Here is a 22131-nt window from a genome sequence, read left to right on the forward strand (position 1 = left end):
CAGGTTGCCCGCAGAAGATCAGTGAATCACCGCTTTGTATCCTGTCCTGGATCGTCTCACAATAGCGGGTAGCGACTTCTTTGGCGTATGCCATCGATGAACTCTCTGTCTGGAAATCCGTCAATGATTTGCTTTTGAAGCGGTCAGGAATGCCGGTTTTCCCGATTTGGTTGCTCAAAGATCCCTGTTTTCTGCGCAGTGACTCCAAACGCATGTCGTCTTGCTGTTTTTCCACCCAGATACGGTCGCATTCCGGGCAGATCGGCGTGATCGGTTCCCGGCCTGGGATGATATGTGGGATCGGGCGACTACGGTACGGCAATAGCATATGTGCGCCACTTGCCACGGCGTTCATCAAGGCGGCGACAGGTTCGATTTGTGACCTCAGGAGACAAACATGAGCGGATACTGCCCGCACTGTAACATCCGGGCTGACATGGAACTCTTCGCTGCTACCGAGGATAACCGCCAGGCAGCCGGAATCATCAAAACTTTTCAACCAGATGTTCAGTCTCACGTCCGGCCATACCTTGGGCTGTTCCGATCCGAACGAACCGGTGTGTTGCGGGCAGAAAAGAGGCTGCATACCGTGCGTGAGCTTGCTCTGCTCATCCTGAGCGACAGCATTGCCGGATTGTCTGGGAGAAGATACGTGAATAAACCTTGCTTGAGGATGCTGCCGGGACAAAAGACCTGGGAGCAGCATGGAAGACCAAATATTATTGACGTCCCTGACTCTCTGCGCATCTTGACCCCGGCACTCCTTACTCCAGGAAAAACGAAGGAAGAAGCCTTGGATATCCTGTCGAAAGCGGTCGGTCTTTCTCAGGACAATCCAACACGGATTATTGAATCCCCTGTCGAGAGAGTGATTTTGCGACGCGACCTGCTTGCGCATGTCGTGGAAGACAGGATGAGCACTCGTGAAAGGTTCGGAGATTTCCTGATTCCGACACTCACGGCTCCCTATGAGGTGTGGATAACCGAATACCCCGACGGATTTCGGACCCATTATATCGGCTTGTTCCAGGGATCTCGCGACATGTTCGCAGTGGCCAGGATGAACCGGGATGGAAGCCTGATATGGAATTTGCTTCGGGCGAGAGTGGGAACTTTGAACAGAGCGCGTGCAGGGGAACCCATTTATAAGAAATAAAAGGTGGGAGGTTGGCCAGACAGCGGCATCTGGATACCGCCCCGGCGTCTCCCATCAGCTATCGGGTCCAGACCCAGCCGACATCGCGCTCCCACCTTTCATCTACGAGGATACAAAATCTCCGTGACCATGGAAATAAAAATCGACGACGGCTCGGTATTGGCGCTGTTGAACGCCCTGCATGCCCAGGGTGCGAACCTGCGTCCGGCGATGCGGCAGGTGGCCGGGGTGCTGGCCGATGAGGCGGAACAGGCTTTTGCCCGGGAGACCTCTCCGGAGGGGAAGCCCTGGCCGGGACTGGCTGAGTCCACCGAAAAGCAACGAGAGAAAGAGGGAAAATGGCCTGGCCCCATCCTGCAGGTATTGGGGCGACTGGCCGGTTCTGTCCAGCAGGAGTATGGACCTGACCATGCGTCGGTCGGCACCAACGTCATCTATGCCCGCATCCACCAGCTCGGTGGCGAGGCCGGACGCGGGCACAAAGTCTACATTCCCCCACGTCCCTTTTTGGGACTCTCTCCTTCCGGACAGGGGGAGATCCTGGACATCCTGCAACGCCATCTCATGTCTGGCCTGTAGATGCCATTGCCAAGCGTTGCGCAATGGGGTCTGTGGCGTTTTTCTGGTGCGGGGGTAGGTTGGTAAGGGTTACCCAGCAAACCGCCTTCCAGGGGCGTTTTCGCTTCCATCAAAAAAAATTCTTCCGCCGTCGATTTTGTTGCAAATTCGCCATCCTCACCACCAGACCCTCGAAAATCCTCTTATCATCCCATGCGTGTTTTGTGAACCGACCGACCGGGACGAAGAGGAGGTGTGTGCATGTCTGGATTCAAGGATTGGATCGCGATTTTCCGGGGCGGCAGCTACCAGGCCATCCGGGGTGTCCGTCGCCCGGGTTGGCTATACCATCCTGGCGCGCTCCTGGAGTCTGACCACACCAAAACATGTGGCAGGGCTGGATGCCTATCCGATCCAGCTCCGCATCACCGGCACCGCCGGCAACCTGGCCAGCGACGGCGAAATCATCTGCCAGCGCGGCGACGGTGAGTTTCGCGGCGACGACATCTCCGACCCGCTTCTCGCCACAACTGACGCCAAGATCTCCCGGGGCCGCGCCGAGATCGATGCCGGCGGGGACCTCCAGGAGGTCTCCCTCACCTGTATCCACCGACCCGGCATTCTGCCGGGCCACCTGGTGGAGATCCACGATGCCCTGATGGGCCAGTCCTGGCGCGGCAAGGTGACCAGCGTCAGCCACGACGCCACCGGACCACGCATCACCACATCGCTGGAGATCCTGCGCCATGTCCCAACCATTGCTTGATCTTCAGCGTCTGCTGACCGGACGCCAGACCATGACCGGGCGCGTGCTGGCCGTCGTCAGCGGCAAGGCCAGAGTGGCCACAGCCCAAGGGATCGTCGAGGTGACCGCCGATCCATCACTCGGCGTCGGCGACCAGGTGATGGTCCAGGGTGGCAAGGCGACAAAAATCAAGGGCGGGGGAAAAATCCCCGTCTATTACGTATGACCCCTGCCAACAGGCGGGGGCCGGGGTGCGCCAACACCCCGAACCGCGTTGCACAAAAACGCATGACCAAACCGGCCACATCTGGCCAATCCCGCACCGTGGCACCACGACAGGGAAACTGAAAGAAAAAGTCATGCCAAGTGAGATCCGATGTGAAGTGTGTGGCAAAATGCTGGGGAAATTACTGGAGAAAGACAGTCAGGTAGCCATCGAAATCAAATGCACGAGGTGTGGAACCGTTCACCAAGAACGCCGTCGAGCGTCAGACACAAGGAATGACGCTCATGGATATAAATCAAATCAAATCGCCCCTGGCAGGATGGATGGGCGGTAAACGCCTGCTGGCCAAAAAGATTGTTCCGTTGATCCCGGAACATACATGCTATATAGAGCCCTTCGCTGGGGCTGCATGGATCCTGTTCTCGAAACCTCCGGCCAAACAGGAGGACTTGAACGATATCAACCGCGATGTCGTCAATCTCTACCGGGTGGTGCGGCATCACTGGAGCGCTTTTGTCGATGCCATCCAATGGTTCGTGACCAGCCGGGCAGAGTTCGAGCGGTTCCTTGACGTTTCCCCAGAAAATTTGACGGATATCCAGCGCGCCGTCCGGTTCTACTACATCCACAAGCTGAGTTTCGGCGGCCGCATGACCGGAAAACGGACCTTTGGCTACTCGGCCACAGAGCCGTCAAACTTCAATCCCGACCGCATCAGGCAGGACATGGAGGCCGCCCACAGGCGGCTGGCAAGGGTGACCGTCGAGCATCTTCCCTATGCGGATGTCATCCAGCGGTATGACCGGCCAAGCACCTTCTTCTATCTGGATCCACCCTATTGGGGTGTGGAAGGGTACTACGGAAAGGGGATCTTCTCCCGGGCAGACTATGCCCGCTTGGCCTCCCTCCTGGGTAACACCTCCGGGAAGTGGCTGATGAGCCTGAATGATATACCGGGGGTGCGGGACACGTTCAGAATGTTCCGAATTGAGAACATCTCAACCCGATACTCTTGCTCGAAAGGGGTTCGCACCCAGGCACAGGAGGTGTTGATCCGGAATTACTGAACCAGCGGGTTCACCCAGTGAAACGGTCAGAAGCGCAATCTTTCGCGCTTCTGACCGGAATTTTTTCGCGCGCCTGTAGTCACCCTTGCAAGAAAAGTCTGGACAGGAAAGCCTTTGTCAGGGCTTCGCCCCGAACCTCACCATGGCGCTGCCATGGACAAAGCCGGGGAGCCAGCCCACTGGACCCCGATTCGTTGCCGGGTGCTGAATGGCTACTGACGTGGGGTGTCTGAACGACTACCGCTGAATCGTTACTCCCGATCAGACAATACTCCTGGACGACTGGTCTTTCAGTATGGATCTTCGGCGCAGGGTAAACTCCTTGATCTGCCCATAGATGGCCGGGATGATGATCAGGGTCAGGAGGGTGGAGGAGACCATGCCGCCCACCATGGGGGCGGCGATGCGGCGCATCACTTCCGAGCCGGTGCCGGCGCTCCACATGATGGGGAGCAGGCCGGCCATGATGGCCACCACGGTCATCATTTTGGGGCGCACCCGTTCGACGGCTCCTTCCATGATGGCGGCGTGGATGTCGTTTCGGGTGGGGATGCTGTTTTCCGCCTGGCATCGGGAGAAGCGTTCCCGCAGGGCGTGGTCCAGATAGATCAACATCACCACGCCGGTCTCGGCGGCCACCCCGGCCAGGGCGATGAATCCCACCGCCACGGCCACGCTCAGGTTGAAGTGGAGGTGATCCATCAACCAGATGCCGCCGACCAGGGCGAAGGGGAGAGAGAGCATGACGATCAGGGTTTCGGTCAGGCGCCCGAAATTCAGGTAAAGCAGCAGGAAAATGATGAACAGCGTCAGAGGCAGGACGACTTTGAGTTTGGCTTTGGCGTGCTCCATGTATTCAAACTGGCCGCTCCACTGGAGAAAGGTTCCCTGGGGCATCCGCACCTTCTCCTGCACGGCTTGGCGGGCGTCGGCGACATAACTCCCGATGTCCCGGTCGCGAATATCCACAAAAATATAGACCGACAGCAGGGCGTTTTCGGTGCGGATGGCCGCCGGCCCCTTCTCCAGACGGATGGAAGCCAGTTGCCCCAGTGGAATCTGAGCGCCATTTTCGGCGCGGACCAGAACCCGTTGGGCGATGGAGTCGGGGTCCGAACGAAAATCACGCGGGTAACGCACGTTGACGGAAAACCGTTCGCGGCCTTCGACGGTGGTGGTGACGGTCTCCCCTCCCAGAGCGGTCAGGATCACCTCCTGGAGATCGCCAATGGTCAGACCATAACGGGCAATGGCGTCCCGATCCGGGTCGATGGTCAGATAGAAACCGCCGCCCACCCGTTCGGCATAGGCGCTGGTCGTGCCCGGCACGCGCTTGACGACCGCCTCGATCTGTTCGGCCAGGGGTTCAATCGTCTCCAGGCTGTTGCCGAACACCTTGATGCCAATGGGAGTGCGGATTCCGGTGGCGAGCATGTCAATGCGGGCCTTGAGGGGCATGGTCCAGGCGTTGTTGACCCCCGGCATTTGCAGGGCGGCGTCCAGCTCGGCGACCAGCTTTTCCCGGGTCATGCCGGGACGCCAGGCGGATGCAGGTTTGAGATTGATGACGGTCTCAAACATTTCGGTTGGCGCCGGATCGGTGGCGGTGTTGGCCCGGCCTGCCTTGCCAAACACCGAGGCTACCTCCGGAAAACCCTTGATGATCTTGTCCTGGGTCTGGAGCATCTCCTCGGCCTTGGTCATGGAGAGCCCGGGCAGGGTGGTGGGCATGTAGAGCAGGGTTCCCTCGTCGAGATCAGGCATGAACTCGCTGCCCAGACGCAAGGCGGGAGCCACGCTGACCCCCATGACCACCAGGGCCAGCAGGATGAAACTCTTTTTGAAACGCAACACCAGGCGGATGATGGGCCGATAGAGCCAGACCAACAGGCGGTTGATGGGGTTTTTATGCTCGGGCGTGATGCGTCCGCGTACAAAAAGCAGCATCAGGACCGGTACCAGCGTTATCGAGAGCAGCGCCGCCCCGGCCATGGCAAAGGTTTTAGTGAAAGCCAGGGGTTTGAACATTCGGCCTTCCTGAGACTCCAGGGTGAAGACCGGCAGAAAGGAGACGGTGATCACCAGCAGGCTGAAAAAGAGAGGCGGTCCCACCTCGCAGGCAGCCTCCATGATGACACGATGGCGGGGGGTGTCCGGCGCGGCCCGTTCCAGGTGTTTGTGGGCATTTTCGACCATGACGATGGCCGCATCCACCATGGCCCCCACCGCAATGGCGATCCCCCCCAGGCTCATGATGTTGGAGGTCATCCCCAGGGATTGCATGAGCAGGATGGCAATCAAGACCCCGACCGGCAGCATGAGAATGGCCACCAGGGCGCTGCGGACGTGCAGGAGAAAAAGGATACACACCCCGGCAACGATCAGGCTCTCTTCGATCAGGGTGTGCTTCAGGGTTTCAATGGCCCGCAGAATCAAGGCGGAACGGTCATACACGGCCTCGATATGGACCCCCTCCCCCAGGGAAGAGGTGATTTCGGCGAGGCGGTCTTTGGCATTTTGAATCACCTTCAGGGCATTCTGGCCAAAGCGTTGCACGACGATGCCGCTGACCGCTTCGCCTTCGCCGTTCAGTTCGGCCATGCCCCGGCGTTCGTCAGGCCCCAGTTCGACGCGGGCCACGTCGCCGATCCGGACCGGGGCGCCGTTCACCTCTTTGAGAACGATTTTTTCCAGATCATGGATTCCGCGCAGATAACCCCGTCCCCGCACGATATATTCGGTCTCGGCCATCTCCACGACCCGCCCGCCCACGTCGCGGTTGCTCATGGCGATGGCCTGGCTGAGGCGTGACAGGGGGATCTGATAGGCCTGCAACTGCTGGGGATCGACGATGACCTGATATTGCTGGACATAGCCGCCAACGCTGGCCACCTCGGCGACCCCTTCGGTTCTGGCCAGATGAAAACGCACATACCAATCTTGCAGGGTGCGCAGTTCGGCCAGGCTCTTCTCTTTGGCCAGGACGACATATTGGTAGACCCATCCCACGCCGGTGGCATCCGGACCCAAGGTGGGGGTGATGCCGGGAGGCAGCTGCCTGGCCGCAAAGTTGAGGTACTCCAGAATCCGGCTGCGCGCCCAATAGATATCGGTTCCATCCTCAAAAATAATGGTGACGAAGGAGATGCCAAACGAGGAGATGCCCCGGACCAGCTTGGAGCGGGGCACCGAGAGCATCGCCGTGGTCAAGGGATAGGTGACCTGATCCTCCACGACCTGTGGGGCTTGCCCGGGGTATTCCGTCAGCAGGATCACCTGCACATCGGAAAGGTCCGGAATGGCGTCCAGGGGAATGCGCACTACGGCGTAGATGCCGCTGGCAATCAGGAAGAAAGTTGCCAACAATACCAGTAAAACATTGCGGCATGACCAGCGAATCACCCAAGCAATCATCGACGGATCCCTTCCGATGCACAGTTGCCATTTTGTCTTGCCGGAATATTGCGCTCTCTTCTAAACGTAACCATGCACCACCCGGCCACGAATCGGGGTCCAGGGGGCTGGCTCCCTGGCTTGGTTCAGGGCGTTGCCCTGGCGGGGTTCGGGGCGAAGCCCTGACAAAGGCTTTCATGTCCAGGATTTTCTGGAAGGGGCGATGAGTGGTTACGGTCTGGGGGTCTTTGAACAATTACCTTCTAAACAAACATCATGGCCGTTCCTGATGTTGAGGTATTGAGCGGGATTTGGACTCGGGGGCATCTTCAGCGGTGTTTTTTTCTGTGTGTTGAGGTGTTTTGCGGGATTTGGACTCGGGGGCATCTTCAGCGGTGTTTTTTTCTGTTTTATTTTGTTGGTTGTTGTGCGTGTCGCCCATCCCAGACATGATCGGCATCATGATCGGCATCATCACGGGGCAACCCGATGTCAGCAACCCCAGAACAGCGAGCAGCAGCAGACGGGACACCAGAGTGAAACGAGGATGCTTTTTGACGATATCAGGCATCGATTTTCCCCTTCTCTGGTGAATCAATGCGAAAAATGTCCGAGAGCGGCCCGCAGGTTGGCCTCGGCATCGATGAGAAAATTGGCGCGCACCACCACCTTTTCACCGGCTTTGACCCCTTCCATGATCTCCGTGAAGCCACCCCCCTTGCCGCCCATGCGGACCGGACGGGGTTCATAGAGCCCTTCACCCCGCTCCACAAGAACCACCTGCCGTGAACCGCTGTCCAAAACGGCGGAGTCCGGTACCGTCATGACGGCGCCATCATCGGTCGGGGCTGACAACACCACGGTGGCATAGAGGGCGGGACGCAACAATCCGCCCGGGTTGGGCATCTCGATGCGCACCTTGACGGTACGGGTTTCGGTGGTCAGGGTGGGATGGATGAAGGCCACCTTGCCGGAGAAACGTTTCCCCGGCATGGCGCTCAAGGTCACCTCGGCGATTTGGCCTTGGCGCACCAGACCCACATCCTGCTCAAAAATGTCGGCCATGACCCAAATGGTGGAAAGGTCGGCGATGCGGTAGAGCATGTCGCCCGGCATGAAACGCATGCCCTGGATGGCCCCTTTTTCCAGGATGACACCCGAAACCGGGGCATGGACGGTCATGCTCCTGCCGGCTTTGCCCCTGGCTTGCAGTTGTTTGATCTGGTCTTCGGAGATATCCCAGTTGCGCAGGCGGGTGAGGGCGCTTTCCGCCAGGTTGCCTGCCGTGTCCCGGGTTTCGGCGTCGGCATCCTGCAACCGTTCTCTGGCCCGAAAAGCCGCCAGATACTCCTGCTGTGCCACCACCAGCGCCGGGCTGTACACCTCCATCAACGGCTCTCCCCGACGCACGGATTGACCGGTGGTGTTGGCGAAGAGTTTTTCGATCCAACCTTCATACTTCTGGGTGACGATGTGCAGTTTGCGCTCGTCCACCTGCACGGTGCCCACGGCGCGAATGGACCGGGTCATGGGACGCCAGGCGACCATCTCCGTCTTGACCCCCAGTTTTTGCACCTTGTCCAGATCGATGCGCACCGCATCGCTCCCCGTTGGGGCCGCATCTTCGGCATAGACCGGGACATAATCCATGCCCATGTTGTCCTTTTTGGGCGTGGGGGAGGTATCGGGCAGGCCCATGGGGTTGCGGTAATAGAGAACCTTGCGCGGACTGTTGTTGCCGGGATGTGTGGCAGATGGTTTGGCTTTCTCCGGGGCAGGTGCGTCGGCATAGACCGGGACATAATCCATGCCCATGCTGTCCTTTTTGGGCGTGGGGGAGGTGTCGGGCAGGCCCATGGGGTTGCGGTAATAGAGAATCTTGCGTGGGTTCTTGTCCGCATGGTTTGGTGCTGCATCGGCGTGGTGATGCGACTCGCCGTGCCCCGCATGTTCATCCCCGGCGCCCCAGGCCGGGGTCAAAACGAGAAAACTCCCCGCAAGCACGGCCCGAAAGATTGTGCCACAGGAGAGCATCCTGAATGGGGCAGAGAAGGTGGTCACTTGGCGCATAACTCTTCTCCCACAAACCTTTCGATCTCGGCAAGACGCACCTGCTGTTCAAACTGGGCCTTGATCAGGTCGATCTGAAATTTTTTCAGGCGTTGGATCGTATCCAGGACGGTGGTGGCGTCGGCATTGCCGTTTTCATACCCCTTCAGGGCCGCTTGCAGGGCGATGCGTGCCTGGGGCAGCAGACTCTCCCGGGTCACTTTTTCCACCTGTTGGGTCTCCTCCAGACTGAGCAAGGCCTCGCGCAATCCGGCTTCCACCTGGAGGTGTTCGGCGTGCAGGCGTTCCTGGGCGGCTTGTTTTTTCAGCAGGGCATCCCGTTCCTGGGCTTTGAGGGGTTCCCACTGCAAGGGTACACGGACGGCCAGCATCGCCTCAAAGCCATCCTGCATCTCCGCGTTGCGGCGATTGACCAGGCCAACGCCCATGTCCAGGTCGGGAAACCAGTTTTTCTTTGCCAAACGGATATTCTCCGTGGCGGCTTCCAGGCGGGCCTGTCCCATGCGCAGGGCAGGGTTGGCGGCCAGGCCGCACTCCAGGAGTTTGTGGTAGTCCAGGGTGGTGGCTGGCGGCAGAGGACGCAATTGCGGGTGTTCGACCAGCAGGGCATCCGGGGGGCGGTTGACCAGGGCGTTTAAGCGAGCGCGGATGCGGTGGCGCTCTTTTTCCAGACGAATCAAATCCGCAGACATGGCGCCGCGTTCCGCCTCGGCGGATGTGGCCTCCTGCTGTCCGCTCACGCCGTTGGCATAACGCAAACGGGCAAACTCGACCAGGGCACGGAGGATTTGAATCAACTCGTTGGTTTGATCCATAGTGAGGTGAACACGGTGATAATCCGCATAGGTCATTTTGACCTTCATGAGCACGTTGGCCACCTTGTCCGCATGTTGGCCTTCGGCTTCCCGGTTTTCGGCAGCGGCGATCTCTCGCTTGATGCCCCGCTTGCCCCACCAGGGGATCTCCTGTTGGAAGAGATATTTATATGTTGCCGAACGGCCAGGGAGGCCGCGAGCGTTTTCCGAGATGTCATCCAGCGTCAGCTGGAATTTTGGGTCCGGCAGGGCATCGGACCCTTGAACCCGGGCTTGGGCTGCTTCTGTCTCCAGAGATGCCGCTGCCAACTCCGGATTCATGGCGCGGGCACGGATCAGCAACTCTTCCACAGAGGCGCCGACCCGTTCGTTGGAGGTGTTCTCCCCGGCCCGAGCCGGATGGGCGGGTCCAATCAGGAACACCGCCAGGAGAAGCCAGGGAACGAGAGATCCTCCGACCAGATTTTTCATGACAGGCCGTTTGTTGGTCTTAAAGAGTGGCATAACATGGCAGCCATGTAGCATATCGATTTGTCATTTTGTCAAGGGGCCGCCATATGGTCATGAGACGCATGGCGCCGGTGGAAAGATCGTGGTAAGGAGATTCGAGCGGATGACGACGATCACCCAGATCGGAAAAATCAAAATCAGTGTTTATGCCGACGACCATAACCTGCCCCATTTCCATGTGGCGTCTCCGGAAGCAGATGCCATCGTTTGCATCAGGGATATGGTCGTCATGGGGGGAGATGAGGCCCATGCCCACGTTAACGCCGCTATCGAATGGGCCAAAAGGCATCGCGAAAAAATCGCCCTGGCCTGGATCGACATGAACGGATAAGGAGATTGCCATGCAGGCCCACCGCGTTGAATCCGTACACGCCATTCCCGGCACGCTTACCCTTGTCGTGAAATGGCGAAATGGTGTGGAAGATGCCGTTGATATGACGCCGATCATTCAGAGATCGGCTCCGTTGCGTCACCTGGAAAATCCTGATCTGTTTTCCGAGGTCGAAGTGATCGATTGGGGTTGCGCCGTGGGTTGGCGCGGCGACTTGGGATACGGCGCCGATACTCTCCATGAGCAGATCCGTCAGCAAAACATGAAAGTCGCTGGATGAACGCCGAGGACGGCGCCCCGGTGGGGTCCGGGGCGAAGCCCTGACAAAGGCTTTCATGTCCAGGTTTTTCTTGAAAGGGCGCCGACTTGAGAGTGTGTGGTGGGAAGATTCAACGATCACTACCCGACAAGTGGGCGGCCCAGTTTTTAAAAAACGTCTGCGCAAAAGCGTAGCTGTCGGGTGTCCCAAAGTCGATAAACGGGTAAGTGTCCACCATGGCGGCCAGGGAGCCGGGGGCCATGGCGTGCAAAATGTCTTTCTCCAGAGACGACCCGGCATGGGCGGCAATACGCCGCAACATGGCAGGCTCCATAAGGATGAGACCGGCATAGATGGATCCGGTTCCCTGGCGAGACGGATCTTTTTCGAGAAAGTGTTGCAGCCGGTTGTCGGCGTCAATGCTGACCGAACCGTAGCGGCTCACGTCCGGGACTTGGGTACAAAGGAGGGTTGCTTCGGTTTTTGCCGCCACGTGGGTGGCGTGGAACCGACACAGATTGGCCCCGACAAAAGTGTCCCCGTTGACCAGCAGGACGCGGCGGTCCCGCAGGTGGGGCATGGCATGCCGCAGGGCGCCTGCGGTTCCCAAGGGTTCGGGTTCGATGACCGGCCACATCTCAAGGCCAGGAGGCCCGGGATGGTTGGCCAAATACTCCTGAATGGCCCCGGCGCGGTGCCCCAGGCAGAGCACCACGCGCCGGGCGCCGAAAAACATCAGCCACTCCAGGAGGTACTCCAGGAATGGTCGATCGGCCAGCGGAGCCAGCAGTTTCGGCGTCTGGCCCAAGACACCCCGGACACGGGTGCCCAGGCCGCCCGCCAATACAGCGACCGTGACCGGTTGCAAGCAGTTTGACCGCACCTCAGTCATGGCCTTTGTGTCGGTTAAACGTTGCTGTAACGGGTGTTGCGCAGCATGGTGTACCCCTTGATCAGCTCCTGAATACCCAGATCCAGGCCGTGGGCCGGTTTGAAGCCGGTGGCCTCGATTTTATCGTTGGAGACGATATAGTCCCGTTTGTCTGGATCTTCCCCGATGGGGGCGTCCATGGCGACAAAATGGGGCAGATGGGCCTGGATGCGGGTGCAGAGTTCACGTTTGGAGAGGTTGGCATCGGAGAGGCCAACGTTGTAGATCTCACCCTTCATGTCCGAAAATTTGCCCAAGGCATGAAGGAAGACCCGGGTCACGTCACGGACATGGATGTAGTTGCGTTTGAAGTGCGATTCAAACAACACCACGGCCCGGTCGTGGACGGCGCGGTAGACAAAGTCGTTGACCAGCAGATCGATGCGCATGCGTGGGGACATGCCGAAGACGGTGGCCAGGCGGAAACTGATGGCGTTGGGATGTTGCATCATGGCCTCTTCGGCCTCCACCTTGACGCGGCCATAGAGGGAGATGGGCCGCAGGGGGGATTTTTCATCGCAGTGTTTGCCGGCCTCGCCGATGCCGTAGCCGGAGTTGCTGACCGGCATCAGCACCCGTTGTTGCGGACTCAACATTTTGCACAACATGACGACGGCGTCACGGTTGATCGAGACGGTGCCGATTTCATCTCGCGAGCAGAGGGGAGCGCCCACCAGGGCGGCAAGGGGGATCACCACGTCCGCCTTTTTGATCAGATCGGCCATGATGCGCTGGTCCCGGCAATCGCCCCGGACGATCTGAAAATCCGGGTTGGCGCACACATGGGCCAAAGAGTTTTGCTGAAAGATGAAGCTGTCCAAAACGGTGACCCGGTGGCCGGCGGCCAAAAACTCCGGAACCATGGTGGAACCCAGGTAACCGGCTCCACCTGTTATCAGAATCGAATGTTTTTCCGTCATGATCGGGTAGCTCCCTTGTGCAATGCAGTTCATAAACATGAAACTTTTCAGAAAGATGAAGCAGAAACAGGTGTGGGGGGCAAGGTAGAGGGGGGGGGCATGGCCCACAGCGAACTTTGCCAATCCAGCATGGGTAAAAAATTGTCCGAATTTTGATAATCGACGGAAAATTCATCTGAATTATAATAGGATTGTTTTTCTTTCTCAACAACAAGTCGAAATTGCACAGGCAACATATCCTTCGTCACCTTTCTGTCTTTGAGAAATCTCAGCAATTTTTCATCCTTTAAAAACGGCACAACCAAAAAGTTCGTCTTTCCGGTTGACATGAAATAATTCACTGAAACAATATTGTCATCTTTGAATTTAAAATCAATATAATTTCTTGGTGGTTTATATAAAAAACTAACAACCTTACCGAGCTTACTGTATTTCCCATTAATTTTCATTCTAGAAAAACTGTTTTCTTTATAGATTATCGGCACCCACTCGCCAAGTCTGAATTTTTTTCCTATAACAGTGTCGTTAAATTTAAACGCATCGGCCATATGCTGGTCTTCACGTCTTCTCAAGAGAATAATTCTGTTTTCGATCACAACAGGAAAATAGCGCAATAATATCTCAACAAAAGCCAGATTGTCTTGCATGACGGGTGTGGCATCAGGCAGCATGACAAACTTGGTGGCCGTGCGTGCAGAGACAAAAAATTTTCTATTCATTTCCAATATATGTTCGTTAGTAGCCGCGAAAGCTATCGGCATGGGGCGTGGATGGTAATTTAGGTCACCCAATAGGGGAATACCAGGGTTGGAACCAAAAAAATCCACCGTTGCTTGACCGACAGTTTTGATAATTGTGGGGATAGAAGCCTTAACATTCTCGGCGCTTTCTTGGTATTTGACGCCCTGCTTGTTCATATTGCGCCGTAAATCCAAGACAAAACTAATGTTATTAATGGCGCGGTCAACAATAACATACCTGAAACCCTCTGATACTCTTATCGTGTGGTTTGGTAAGTCAATAGACATGCTATAAACGAACCCAATTGTTATCACAATAAAAAATTGACCGAAATGATATCGTGTCACCCAAGATATATCATGCCGCACCTTGTTATGGGTTGCGGTCGGCGACGAACAGCCAGGACTATCGACACAGGTATCTGGTGATTGTTTTACAGGATACGTCGCAGTCCGAAAATAACGCATAATTTTATTTTTTGTGTTGGTTAACTCATTAGAGTATCCTAGTAAAATTAGCGGAAACAAGGCCAATATGGGCCGGAAAAAGACCTGCATATGTTGGCCATCGGCCCTGACAAAACCATGCTTCCACATGGCAAAGAAGATAAATGTTTGTGATAATATCATGCCAAGACGAAACTTATTCGAGATTAAATCGCCAAGTCGCAGTATAATGTTCAGTAAAATAACGGCCCATACGGACATGGCGCCCCAGAAATATAAAGGTTTTTCGTATCGCGCTGCAAATTCATTGTATCCATCTGTAAATAAAAATATTGACATCATGTAGCGTGGGAGAGTGTCTAATGTTTGAGCAGAGGAAATCCAAAAAAATATAAAAGATGCAAAAAATACTGAACACAGAATGAATGTCTCAGCGAATCTTTTTTCCGAGATACGTAACAAAAACAAACTGACAACGAGAATCAAAACAATGACGCTGTACATTGTTTTCGCCATCATTAATATCGATAAATTAATCATCAAAAATATTTCAAATATGGAAACCGATTCGGAGAGAATCGTCTTTTTCTTGGCTGTTGAAAAGAGGTATTGTGCAGATAATACCAAAAAAACATAACTGCCGCCTGTTAACAAAAATCCACCCCAGGTAAGGCTGGTCAACAGAATAACAACAAAGTGGACTGTGCGCCCTGTTTGTGAGGAGATGTCATGGGATGCAAAAAAAATCATGCGAATTGTCAATAATAAGTTAATAAAAGTATAAATAATTTTTTGATATTCATATAATCCCGTATAAATATTGGGGTAATTTAATAACCCAAGGGGACCAATGTTTTGAATGACCTGCACACCAAATTGGTAACCTTTTTTCAGATAAAATTCGTAGCTTAACTGGCTACCCAGATCATGCTGGGCGGTTGGGATATCGAACGGAAAGGCCATGTTGATCGACAAGATCAGCACAGTGTACAACGCGACGCACGCCCACGAGTATGTTTTAGTTGATAAAATACTCGAATAACCGGAATGATCCGGGCGGGGTTGTGCCATTGATTGCATTGACTGCCTTGTCATACCCTGTTGCGCGTCGCATACGCCCACCCGGCGTTCGCACGGCGTCGCGACACATTTTCCCTGATCTGAAGAGGAAACCAGCGGGACGCGGGGGGGATCTATTTTATCTCTGTCATGCTGTCACGCGGGGAGAGAATCGGGTTGGTCACGGGCCAATAGATGCCAAACCGTGGGTCGTCCCAACGGTAGGTGAATTGACTGGGGCGATCGTAGTAGGTGGTTTGTTTGTAGTTGAAGATGGAAAATTCGCTGAGGATCAGATGTGAGGTGCCATGCCAGGGCGGAATCAGCACCTGCCGCCGGTTGACACTCGACAGGGTGAAGGGAACCCACTGACCGAACAGGGGGGAGTTGGGGTCGCAGTTCACCACCACCAGATAGAAGCGGCCATAGGGGCAGGAGACCAGTTTCCAGGTTTCGCCATCGCCGTGGATGCCGCGCAGCACGTGCAGGTGGGAGGAGGAGAGATCATCCTGGACAAAATCCATGGTGATGCCGGCGGCGTGATACGCCTCCCGGTTGTAGGTCTCGACATAATAGCCCCGAAAATCTTCGAAGACGGTCAACGGGTGGATCAACAGCACGCCGGGCAGTTTGGTTTTTTCGACTCTGAGTGGTGACGACATGGGCTCCTCTCTGGCCTGTTGGCAGGGCGGCAGGTCACTGTTGCAAACAGCGACCCACGTTTTCGGCAATAACCTGGGCGTCGCAGCCGTTTAATTGATAGAGGTACTCCCGGTTGCCAAATTTTGACATGTATTCATCCTGGAAGCCGAAGGAGAGCATTTTTTGCGACAGGCCATGCCGATGATGCACGGATCGAAGCAAAGCATCCAGACCACCCTTGTCGGTGAACCCCTCTTCCATGGTGATGATGTGATGGCAACCGGCCAGGGCCTGGACCAGTTTTTCCTCGGCGACAGGTTTCAGCAGGAAGAGGTCGATGACGCCGACCTGACCCGGTGCAAAGCGGGCGGCGACCTCCAGGGCGATACGGGTCATGTGGCCCGTGGCGACGAGCATCACCTGTTGGCCCGGGCGCAAGGTACAAAATCCCTCTTTGGCTGGCAGCGGTCGTTCGGCGGAGTAGATAGCGGGAAAGGCCTTGCCATCCAGGCGGATATATTTGGGCTTGGGCACTTCCAGGGCATAATCCAGGAAGTCGGCGGCTCCGTACCAGTCGCAGGGGGAGAAGAGGTGAACGTTGGGCAGGGCGCGAAATGTGGTGAGATCTTCCAGACAGTGGTGGGTGGGACCGGAAACGTCATAGCTCACCCCGCCGCCCACGCCGATCAGGTTGACATTGAGCGGATGGTGCTGGGCCATCAAGGCCAGATCGATGCGGATCTGCTCAAAGGCGCGCAAGAAAAACGGCGCAATGGCATAGGCAAAAACCTTGAACCCCTCCAGGGCAAGGCCCGTCGCCACGTTGACCATGTTTTGCTCGGCAATGCCGACGTTGATGAACCGGTCGGCAAAGTCGGCGCGCACATGGTCCAGAATGGGGGCTCCCATGTCGGCGGAGAGAAAAAAAATATCTTCATCGGTGCGCATGCGGTGATAGATGCGTTCGATCAGCGAATCCCGCATGGTTTTCCGAACGTCGGCGCTCATGGCAACTCCCCGAGGATGCGATCCACTTCCTCTTCCTTGAAGACTTTGACGTGACACAGGGGATCCCTCTCCAACTCCGGGACGCCCCGTCCTTTGACTGTATCCGCGACCAGGGCCTGGGGTTTGCCAGGGGGGTGTTGCACCATGTCGCGCAGACGCTCCTGGATGGCCCCCACATCGTGACCGGCGACTGTTTCGACATGCCAGCCAAACTGACGCAGTTTTTCAGGAAAGGGCGCCAGCCCAAGGATATCGACCTGGCGTCCCAGCATGGAGACCTTGTTGTCATCCAGGATCATGATCAGGTTATCCAGGCGATGGAAACCGGCAAACATGACGGCTTCCCAGATGGCGCCGGAGTTCATTTCGCCATCGCCGGTGAGGACAAAGACCTTGCGGGTGGAGCGGCGTTTGCGCAACGCCAGGGCCATGCCGCAGCCGACCCCCAGCCCATGTCCCAGGGAGCCGTTGGTGGTTTCGATGCCGGGGACGATCGCCTCGGGGATGACACCCAGGATGGACTCCGGCTTGGCGATGCGTTCCAGCTCCTCGCGTGGAATGTACCCACGGTCGGCGAGAATGGGATAGAAGGAGATGCAACCATGCCCCTTGCTCAGGATGAGCCGGTCCCGATCCGCCCAATGGGGATGGGCCGGGTCGTGGCGTATCACCCCGCCGTAGTAGAGGGCGCAGAGGATTTCGACGCACGAGAGGGAGGAGGCCAAACGGGTGCCGGGGGCCAGTTTGTGCAGGCGCACCGTCTCGCGCCGGACCCAACGGGACTTCTCTTGCAAATATTCCAGGGAGTCGTTCATGTATGCTCCAGGAGTTGGCGTCGCAGGGGAATGGCCGTGACGCTGCGGAGATGGTCGAGGGTTTCCTGACCAAATCGGTCCCGCACCAGATCCAGATAGGGGGGATGGTTGAAGTAGGTCTGGAACGCCTTGTCACGAAAGGCCAGAATGTCGGCTGCCGACAGATGGTCATTGGCCAGGGGCCGGGTTTCGTAGGCGTGCTGCGAATAGAAATGCCATTTTTCGGGCAGGGCGAGCCCCTTTTCCACGGCCATTTTGTAAAGGGCGGAGCCCGGATAGGCCATGGCCGAGTAGAGGTTGGCGAATTCGGTGTTCAATTCCAGGGCCAGATCCAGGGTGGCCTGCATGCGTTCGTGGGTGTCTTCCGGCAGGCCGAACATGTAATTGCCCATCACGTGGATGCCGGCGCTCTGGATGCGGCGGACGGTCTGGATGATCTCCTGGTCCTGGAGGGTTTTTTCGGCGCCGTCGCGGACATAGGCACTGGCGCTTTCAATCCCGAGGGCGAGCCAGCGAAAACCGGCCTGGCGCAGCAGCCCCAGGAGTTCGTCGTACACTGTATCCACGCGGGCATAAGCCCAAATGTTGAGGTCGAACCCCCGTTCGATCAGTTTTTCGCAAATGGTCCGGACATGCCGTTTGTTGAGGACAAACATTTCGTCCACAATTTTGATGTTTTTGACGCCATGGTGCTCCACCAGGAAGGCGATTTCGCGGACCACGGTTTCCGGACTCCACATCCGGTAGGAGGGCTTGCCGAAGGGGGCGTTGATGCAGCAAAAATTGCAATGGAACGGGCACCCCAGCGAGGTGAACAGGGATGCGTAGGGGGAGCGGTTATGGATGTCGCCGAAGCAGTGCCAGTTGTGGGCGCGATAGCGCTCCATGGGGAGCAGATCCCAGGCGACGCCGGGCATCTCCGTGTCCAGATCCTGGATCAAGGGGGCATGAAAGCGGGGCGGAACGATCTTGTTTTCCGAACGCCACCAAAGGTCCGGGATGGCGGAAAAATCATGGGCCCCGGCCTGCAAGGCGCGCAGCGTATCGCGTATGGTGATAGGCCCTTCGCCACCACAGACAAAATCCACGTTCTCTTCGCGCATGGTTTGTTCCGGCAAGGCGGCGGGATGGGTGCCGGTCATCAGCACGCGGGCGTGGGGGGCGGCTTCCTTGATCAAACGGGCGATGGTGCCTGCCGAGGTCATGTTTTGCGTGGAGGCCGAAGGTTGGTAGCCGTAAACCGGCAGGACGATCAGGGTGGCGTGAAAATCTTCGACGGCAACCTGGGCCGCTGTGGCAGCGGGAACCATCATGGCCGGGGTGTCGTAGATTGCCACCCGAAAGCCCAGACGTCGCAGATAGTTGGCAAACAAACCGGCAAACACCGGAGGCTCGATGGCGCTGATCTGGTCGCCCAGGCCCTGGTAGATTTGTTTCCGGTCCCCGGGATTGATCAACAGGACATCAACTTGCTCTGACATGATCCGTTCTTTGGTCCGTCTTGGGGTGAGGCGCAACTGGAACGACACTCCGAACCGAGCACTCTAAATGTTTGGGTTCATAAAGACAATCGCCATTTTTTGTCAGGTTGCAACTGGTGGATTTATTTGGTCTCTTTTTTGTTCCAAACTTTGGCGTCAGGCTGACGGGGGTACGGCAAGCGGTTGCGCCTCTTGACAAAAACCAGAAAAAAAGGAGAATCAGCTACCGGTTTGTTGTCGTGTCGCAACCGATGCGGAGCCATCCCAGGAACAGGATATTTTCTTCATGGAATCAGTCCAAAACACAGATGCTTCTCCGGAAAAGCTTCCCTTGCTCTCCGTTGTTTTTTCGTTGCGCAACGAAGAAGATGTCTTGCACGAGCTTTTTTCCAGGCTCTACAAGACATTGGATCAGCTTAAGTTGCGCTATGAGCTGGTTTTTGTCAACGACGACTCCACGGACCGCACCCTGGAGATTCTGAAGGAGCATGCGGCAAAGGATCCACGGGTCAAAATCATCAACACCTCGCGGCGTTTTGGCGTGATTCGTTGCTTTTTGGCGGGCTTTCGTTATGCCCGGGGCGATGCGCTGGTCTACATGGATGCGGATCTACAGGATCCTCCGGAATTGATCGCCACCCTGGTCGAAAAGTGGCGCGAGGGGGCCGATGTGGTCCACACGACACGCACCAAACGCCTCGGCGAAAGCCCCATGAAGATGTGGCTGACGCGCCAAGCCTACCGCATCATCAACTTCGTGGCCGACATCAAAATACCCATCGATACCGGGAATTTCAAGCTCCTGACCCGGCGGGTTGTGGAGCAGATCCTCTCCATAGGGGAACAGGAGCCGTTTTTGCGGGGCCTGGTGGTTTGGGTCGGTTTCAAACAGGTCTACGTTCCATATGAGCGGCAGCCCCGCTACTCTGGAGAGACCCATTATCCCCTTTTTGGCAGCATCAATCCGACCCGCTCTTTTGTCACGGGCGTGATCTCCTTTTCCTCGGCGCCGCTCTATTTTGCCCTGGTCATGGGGTTGATGGTCTCCGCGGGTTCTTTCTTCTATTTGGTCTTTGTGGTCGTGACGCGATTGTTGTACGGTTGGCACCAGCCTGGTTGGCCGGCCATGATGGTAACCATGCTGTTTTTGGGTGGGACGATTTTGTTCACGATTGGCGTGTTAGGCCTGTATGTCGGTAAGATATACAACCACATCAAGGGCCGGCCACTTGTGGTCATCGAGAGCACCGTTGGCGTGGAGGATGGTTTCCGCATTGAACCACGCCCCGGGCCGTGAGGGGTGGCTTCCCGGTCGGTTGCACGGGGGTGGAAGTGGAAGATGCTCCGGGAGTGACGCTTCTGGCCCGGCAGGGGGTGTATGAAAACAGCCGGTTCCATGTACATGCCGATCGGATTCGCGACGGTTTGGGGCGGGAGGTGGCTGATTTTTTGGTGGTAGCGCCCAAGGCCAGGGGGCGGGAGGGCGTCTCGGGTTGTGTGGTCTTGCCCGTGGTGGCGGGTCGTTTTGTCCTGTTGCGCATCTTCCGGCACCCCGTCTCCCGTTGGATCTGGGAGGCCCCGGGTGGCTTTTGCGACCCGGGGGAGAGCTCCCTGGAAACGGCCCGGCGCGAGTTGCAGGAAGAGACCGGCCTGGTTTGCCCCCCCGGGCGCATATGGGATCTGGGTTGTTTCAATCCGGCTCCAGGATTGCTGAATGCCCGGGTAGCCCTGGCTGTGGCCATGGATTGTTTGCCGGGATCAGGTCAGGTAGAAGGAGAACTTGGCCTTTTGCCGGGTTGGCGGGAGTTTACCCCTGCCGAGGTTTTTTCCCTTGAGGCGCGTGGGGAACTCCAGGATGCCGCCACCTTGTTGGCGTTTTACCGTTGCATGGTGCGTTTTCCCGAGCAGTTTGGCTCATTCACGTCGCCAGATGTGTGTGGAGAATAAGAGATGATCATCAGCCGCACCCCTTTTCGGATCTCCTTTTTTGGTGGTGGCACCGACTATCCCGCCTGGTTTCGCGAGCATGGGGGCAAGGTGCTGGCGACGGCCATCAATAAATATTGTTACATCAGCGTGCGCCCTTTGCCGCCGTTTTTTGAACACAAATCCCGGGTTGTCTACTCCCTGGTCGAGATGGTCCAATCCCATGATGAGATCAAACACCCCGCCATTCGGGGGATCCTCACCGATTGGGGGATCGAACAGGGCCTGGAGATCCACCATGATGGAGACCTGCCGGCCCGGGCCGGTTTGGGCTCCAGCTCCTCGTTCACGGTTGGTTTGTTGCACGCCTTGCATGCCTTGCAGGGACGTATGGTGACCAAGAATGAACTGGCCCGTGAGGCGATCCGCATTGAACAGGACGTGTTGCAGGAGCATGTCGGTTGTCAGGATCAGATCATGGTGGCCTGGGGTGGTTTCAACGCCGTCGAGTTCAAACAGGACGGCACCCATGAGGTCGTCCCCATCATCCTGGCCCCGGAGCGTCGCGTGGAGTTGGAAAGTTCTCTGATGCTGTTCTTTACCGGCAAGACGCGCTTCGCCACGGATGTGGCGGCCAAACAGATCAAAAATATTCCGAAAAAAATCAATGAGCTTACCCAGATGCAGGGCATGGTGGACGAGGCGATCGACATTCTGCGCGACATCCGCCGGCCCATCGACGACTTTGGCAAGTTGTTGCATGAAAGCTGGCAGAGAAAACGTTCCCTCTCCGATGCCGTGACCACACCCCTTGTTGATGAAATCTACTCCGAGGCCATGGCGGCGGGAGCCAGCGGGGGAAAGTTGCTGGGGGCTGGAGGCGGGGGGTTCATGGTGTTTGTGGTGCGGCCCGCTTTGCGGCAGCGCCTGCGCGAACGGCTCAAAAATCTGCTGCACGTCGATTTTTCCTTCAACAACGATGGCAGCAAAATTATTGTCTTCAATCCGGAAGATGCCGTTTCCTGACGCCAC

At 56.7% G+C, this 22131-nt stretch carries 22 protein-coding genes; 10 read left to right on the forward strand and 12 right to left on the reverse strand.

Translation table 11 applies throughout. The features are described 5' to 3' along the window. Positions 1–517, reverse strand: a 517-nt coding sequence (locus tag HQL63_00745) for a hypothetical protein (GenBank protein ID MBF0175366.1), incomplete at its 3' end; no start/stop codon positions are given. Positions 518–589: 72 nt separating this feature from the next. Between HQL63_00745 and HQL63_00750 the strand changes: the two genes are divergently transcribed. From HQL63_00750 to HQL63_00770, 5 genes are all read left to right on the forward strand, one after another. Continuing rightward, a complete protein-coding gene (locus HQL63_00750; protein ID MBF0175367.1) occupies positions 590–1156 on the forward strand; it encodes a hypothetical protein in 567 nt (188 codons plus the stop codon). A 123-nt stretch (positions 1157–1279) separates the two neighbouring features. Next, complete coding sequence (locus HQL63_00755; protein MBF0175368.1) at positions 1280–1735, forward strand: phage virion morphogenesis protein; 456 nt, start codon at positions 1280–1282, stop codon at positions 1733–1735. Between the two features lie 196 nt (positions 1736–1931). Further along, positions 1932–2480, forward strand: a complete 549-nt coding sequence (locus HQL63_00760; protein ID MBF0175369.1) for a hypothetical protein — start codon at positions 1932–1934, stop codon at positions 2478–2480. Continuing rightward, positions 2461–2685, forward strand: coding sequence for a hypothetical protein (locus tag HQL63_00765; GenBank protein MBF0175370.1), 225 nt, complete (start codon positions 2461–2463; stop codon positions 2683–2685). Before HQL63_00760 ends, HQL63_00765 begins: the two co-directional genes overlap by 20 nt. A gap of 284 nt (positions 2686–2969) precedes the next feature. Further along, a complete protein-coding gene (locus HQL63_00770) occupies positions 2970–3752 on the forward strand; it encodes a DNA adenine methylase (GenBank protein MBF0175371.1) in 783 nt (260 codons plus the stop codon). A 261-nt stretch (positions 3753–4013) separates the two neighbouring features. On the opposite strand, the gene HQL63_00775 is transcribed toward HQL63_00770, so the two are convergent. The 4 genes from HQL63_00775 to HQL63_00790 form a co-directional block, all read right to left on the reverse strand. Continuing rightward, entirely contained in the window at positions 4014–7166 is a 3153-nt protein-coding gene (locus HQL63_00775; protein ID MBF0175372.1) for an efflux RND transporter permease subunit, read from the reverse strand. Between the two features lie 253 nt (positions 7167–7419). Then, complete coding sequence (locus tag HQL63_00780; GenBank protein ID MBF0175373.1) at positions 7420–7620, reverse strand: hypothetical protein; 201 nt, start codon at positions 7618–7620, stop codon at positions 7420–7422. Between the two features lie 119 nt (positions 7621–7739). Beyond that, complete coding sequence (locus tag HQL63_00785) at positions 7740–9179, reverse strand: efflux RND transporter periplasmic adaptor subunit (protein ID MBF0175374.1); 1440 nt, start codon at positions 9177–9179, stop codon at positions 7740–7742. Between the two features lie 23 nt (positions 9180–9202). After that, entirely contained in the window at positions 9203–10534 is a 1332-nt protein-coding gene (locus HQL63_00790; protein ID MBF0175375.1) for a TolC family protein, read from the reverse strand. 109 nt (positions 10535–10643) lie between these two features. On the opposite strand from HQL63_00790, the gene HQL63_00795 reads away from it, so the two are divergent. Further along, entirely contained in the window at positions 10644–10871 is a 228-nt protein-coding gene (locus tag HQL63_00795; protein MBF0175376.1) for a DUF4160 domain-containing protein, read from the forward strand. Between the two features lie 10 nt (positions 10872–10881). Then, on the forward strand, positions 10882–11151 hold the full coding sequence (locus HQL63_00800) for a DUF2442 domain-containing protein (GenBank protein MBF0175377.1): 270 nt from the start codon (positions 10882–10884) through the stop codon (positions 11149–11151). 109 nt (positions 11152–11260) lie between these two features. Here HQL63_00800 and HQL63_00805 read toward each other — a convergent pair whose 3' ends face one another. The 7 genes from HQL63_00805 to HQL63_00835 form a co-directional block, all read right to left on the reverse strand. After that, positions 11261–11998, reverse strand: coding sequence for an NTP transferase domain-containing protein (locus HQL63_00805; GenBank protein MBF0175378.1), 738 nt, complete (start codon positions 11996–11998; stop codon positions 11261–11263). A 38-nt stretch (positions 11999–12036) separates the two neighbouring features. Further along, on the reverse strand, positions 12037–12981 hold the full coding sequence (locus tag HQL63_00810) for an SDR family oxidoreductase (GenBank protein ID MBF0175379.1): 945 nt from the start codon (positions 12979–12981) through the stop codon (positions 12037–12039). 47 nt (positions 12982–13028) lie between these two features. Further along, entirely contained in the window at positions 13029–15131 is a 2103-nt protein-coding gene (locus HQL63_00815) for a hypothetical protein (protein MBF0175380.1), read from the reverse strand. Between the two features lie 230 nt (positions 15132–15361). Beyond that, positions 15362–15889 (reverse strand): dTDP-4-dehydrorhamnose 3,5-epimerase family protein, encoded by a 528-nt coding sequence (locus HQL63_00820; GenBank protein MBF0175381.1) that lies wholly within the window; start codon positions 15887–15889, stop codon positions 15362–15364. A 34-nt stretch (positions 15890–15923) separates the two neighbouring features. Then, positions 15924–16877 (reverse strand): transketolase, encoded by a 954-nt coding sequence (locus tag HQL63_00825; GenBank protein MBF0175382.1) that lies wholly within the window; start codon positions 16875–16877, stop codon positions 15924–15926. Next, positions 16874–17692, reverse strand: coding sequence for a transketolase (locus HQL63_00830; protein ID MBF0175383.1), 819 nt, complete (start codon positions 17690–17692; stop codon positions 16874–16876). The genes HQL63_00825 and HQL63_00830 overlap by 4 nt, the downstream gene beginning before the upstream one ends. Continuing rightward, complete coding sequence (locus HQL63_00835) at positions 17689–19173, reverse strand: cobalamin-dependent protein (GenBank protein ID MBF0175384.1); 1485 nt, start codon at positions 19171–19173, stop codon at positions 17689–17691. Before HQL63_00835 ends, HQL63_00830 begins: the two co-directional genes overlap by 4 nt. 286 nt (positions 19174–19459) lie before the next feature. Between HQL63_00835 and HQL63_00840 the strand changes: the two genes are divergently transcribed. Genes HQL63_00840 through HQL63_00850 form a run of 3 tightly spaced genes read left to right on the forward strand, consistent with a single transcriptional unit; the run spans position 19460 to position 22125 of the window. Continuing rightward, complete coding sequence (locus HQL63_00840) at positions 19460–20470, forward strand: glycosyltransferase family 2 protein (protein MBF0175385.1); 1011 nt, start codon at positions 19460–19462, stop codon at positions 20468–20470. A gap of 29 nt (positions 20471–20499) precedes the next feature. Next, positions 20500–21120: an NUDIX hydrolase gene (locus tag HQL63_00845; protein MBF0175386.1), complete on the forward strand. Its 621-nt coding sequence runs from the start codon at positions 20500–20502 to the stop codon at positions 21118–21120. 3 nt (positions 21121–21123) lie between these two features. Further along, a complete protein-coding gene (locus HQL63_00850; GenBank protein ID MBF0175387.1) occupies positions 21124–22125 on the forward strand; it encodes a kinase in 1002 nt (333 codons plus the stop codon). Positions 22126–22131 lie beyond the last annotated feature (6 nt).

The sequence above is a fragment of the Magnetococcales bacterium genome, assembly GCA_015231175.1.
GTDB lineage: Bacteria > Pseudomonadota > Magnetococcia > Magnetococcales > DC0425bin3 > HA3dbin3.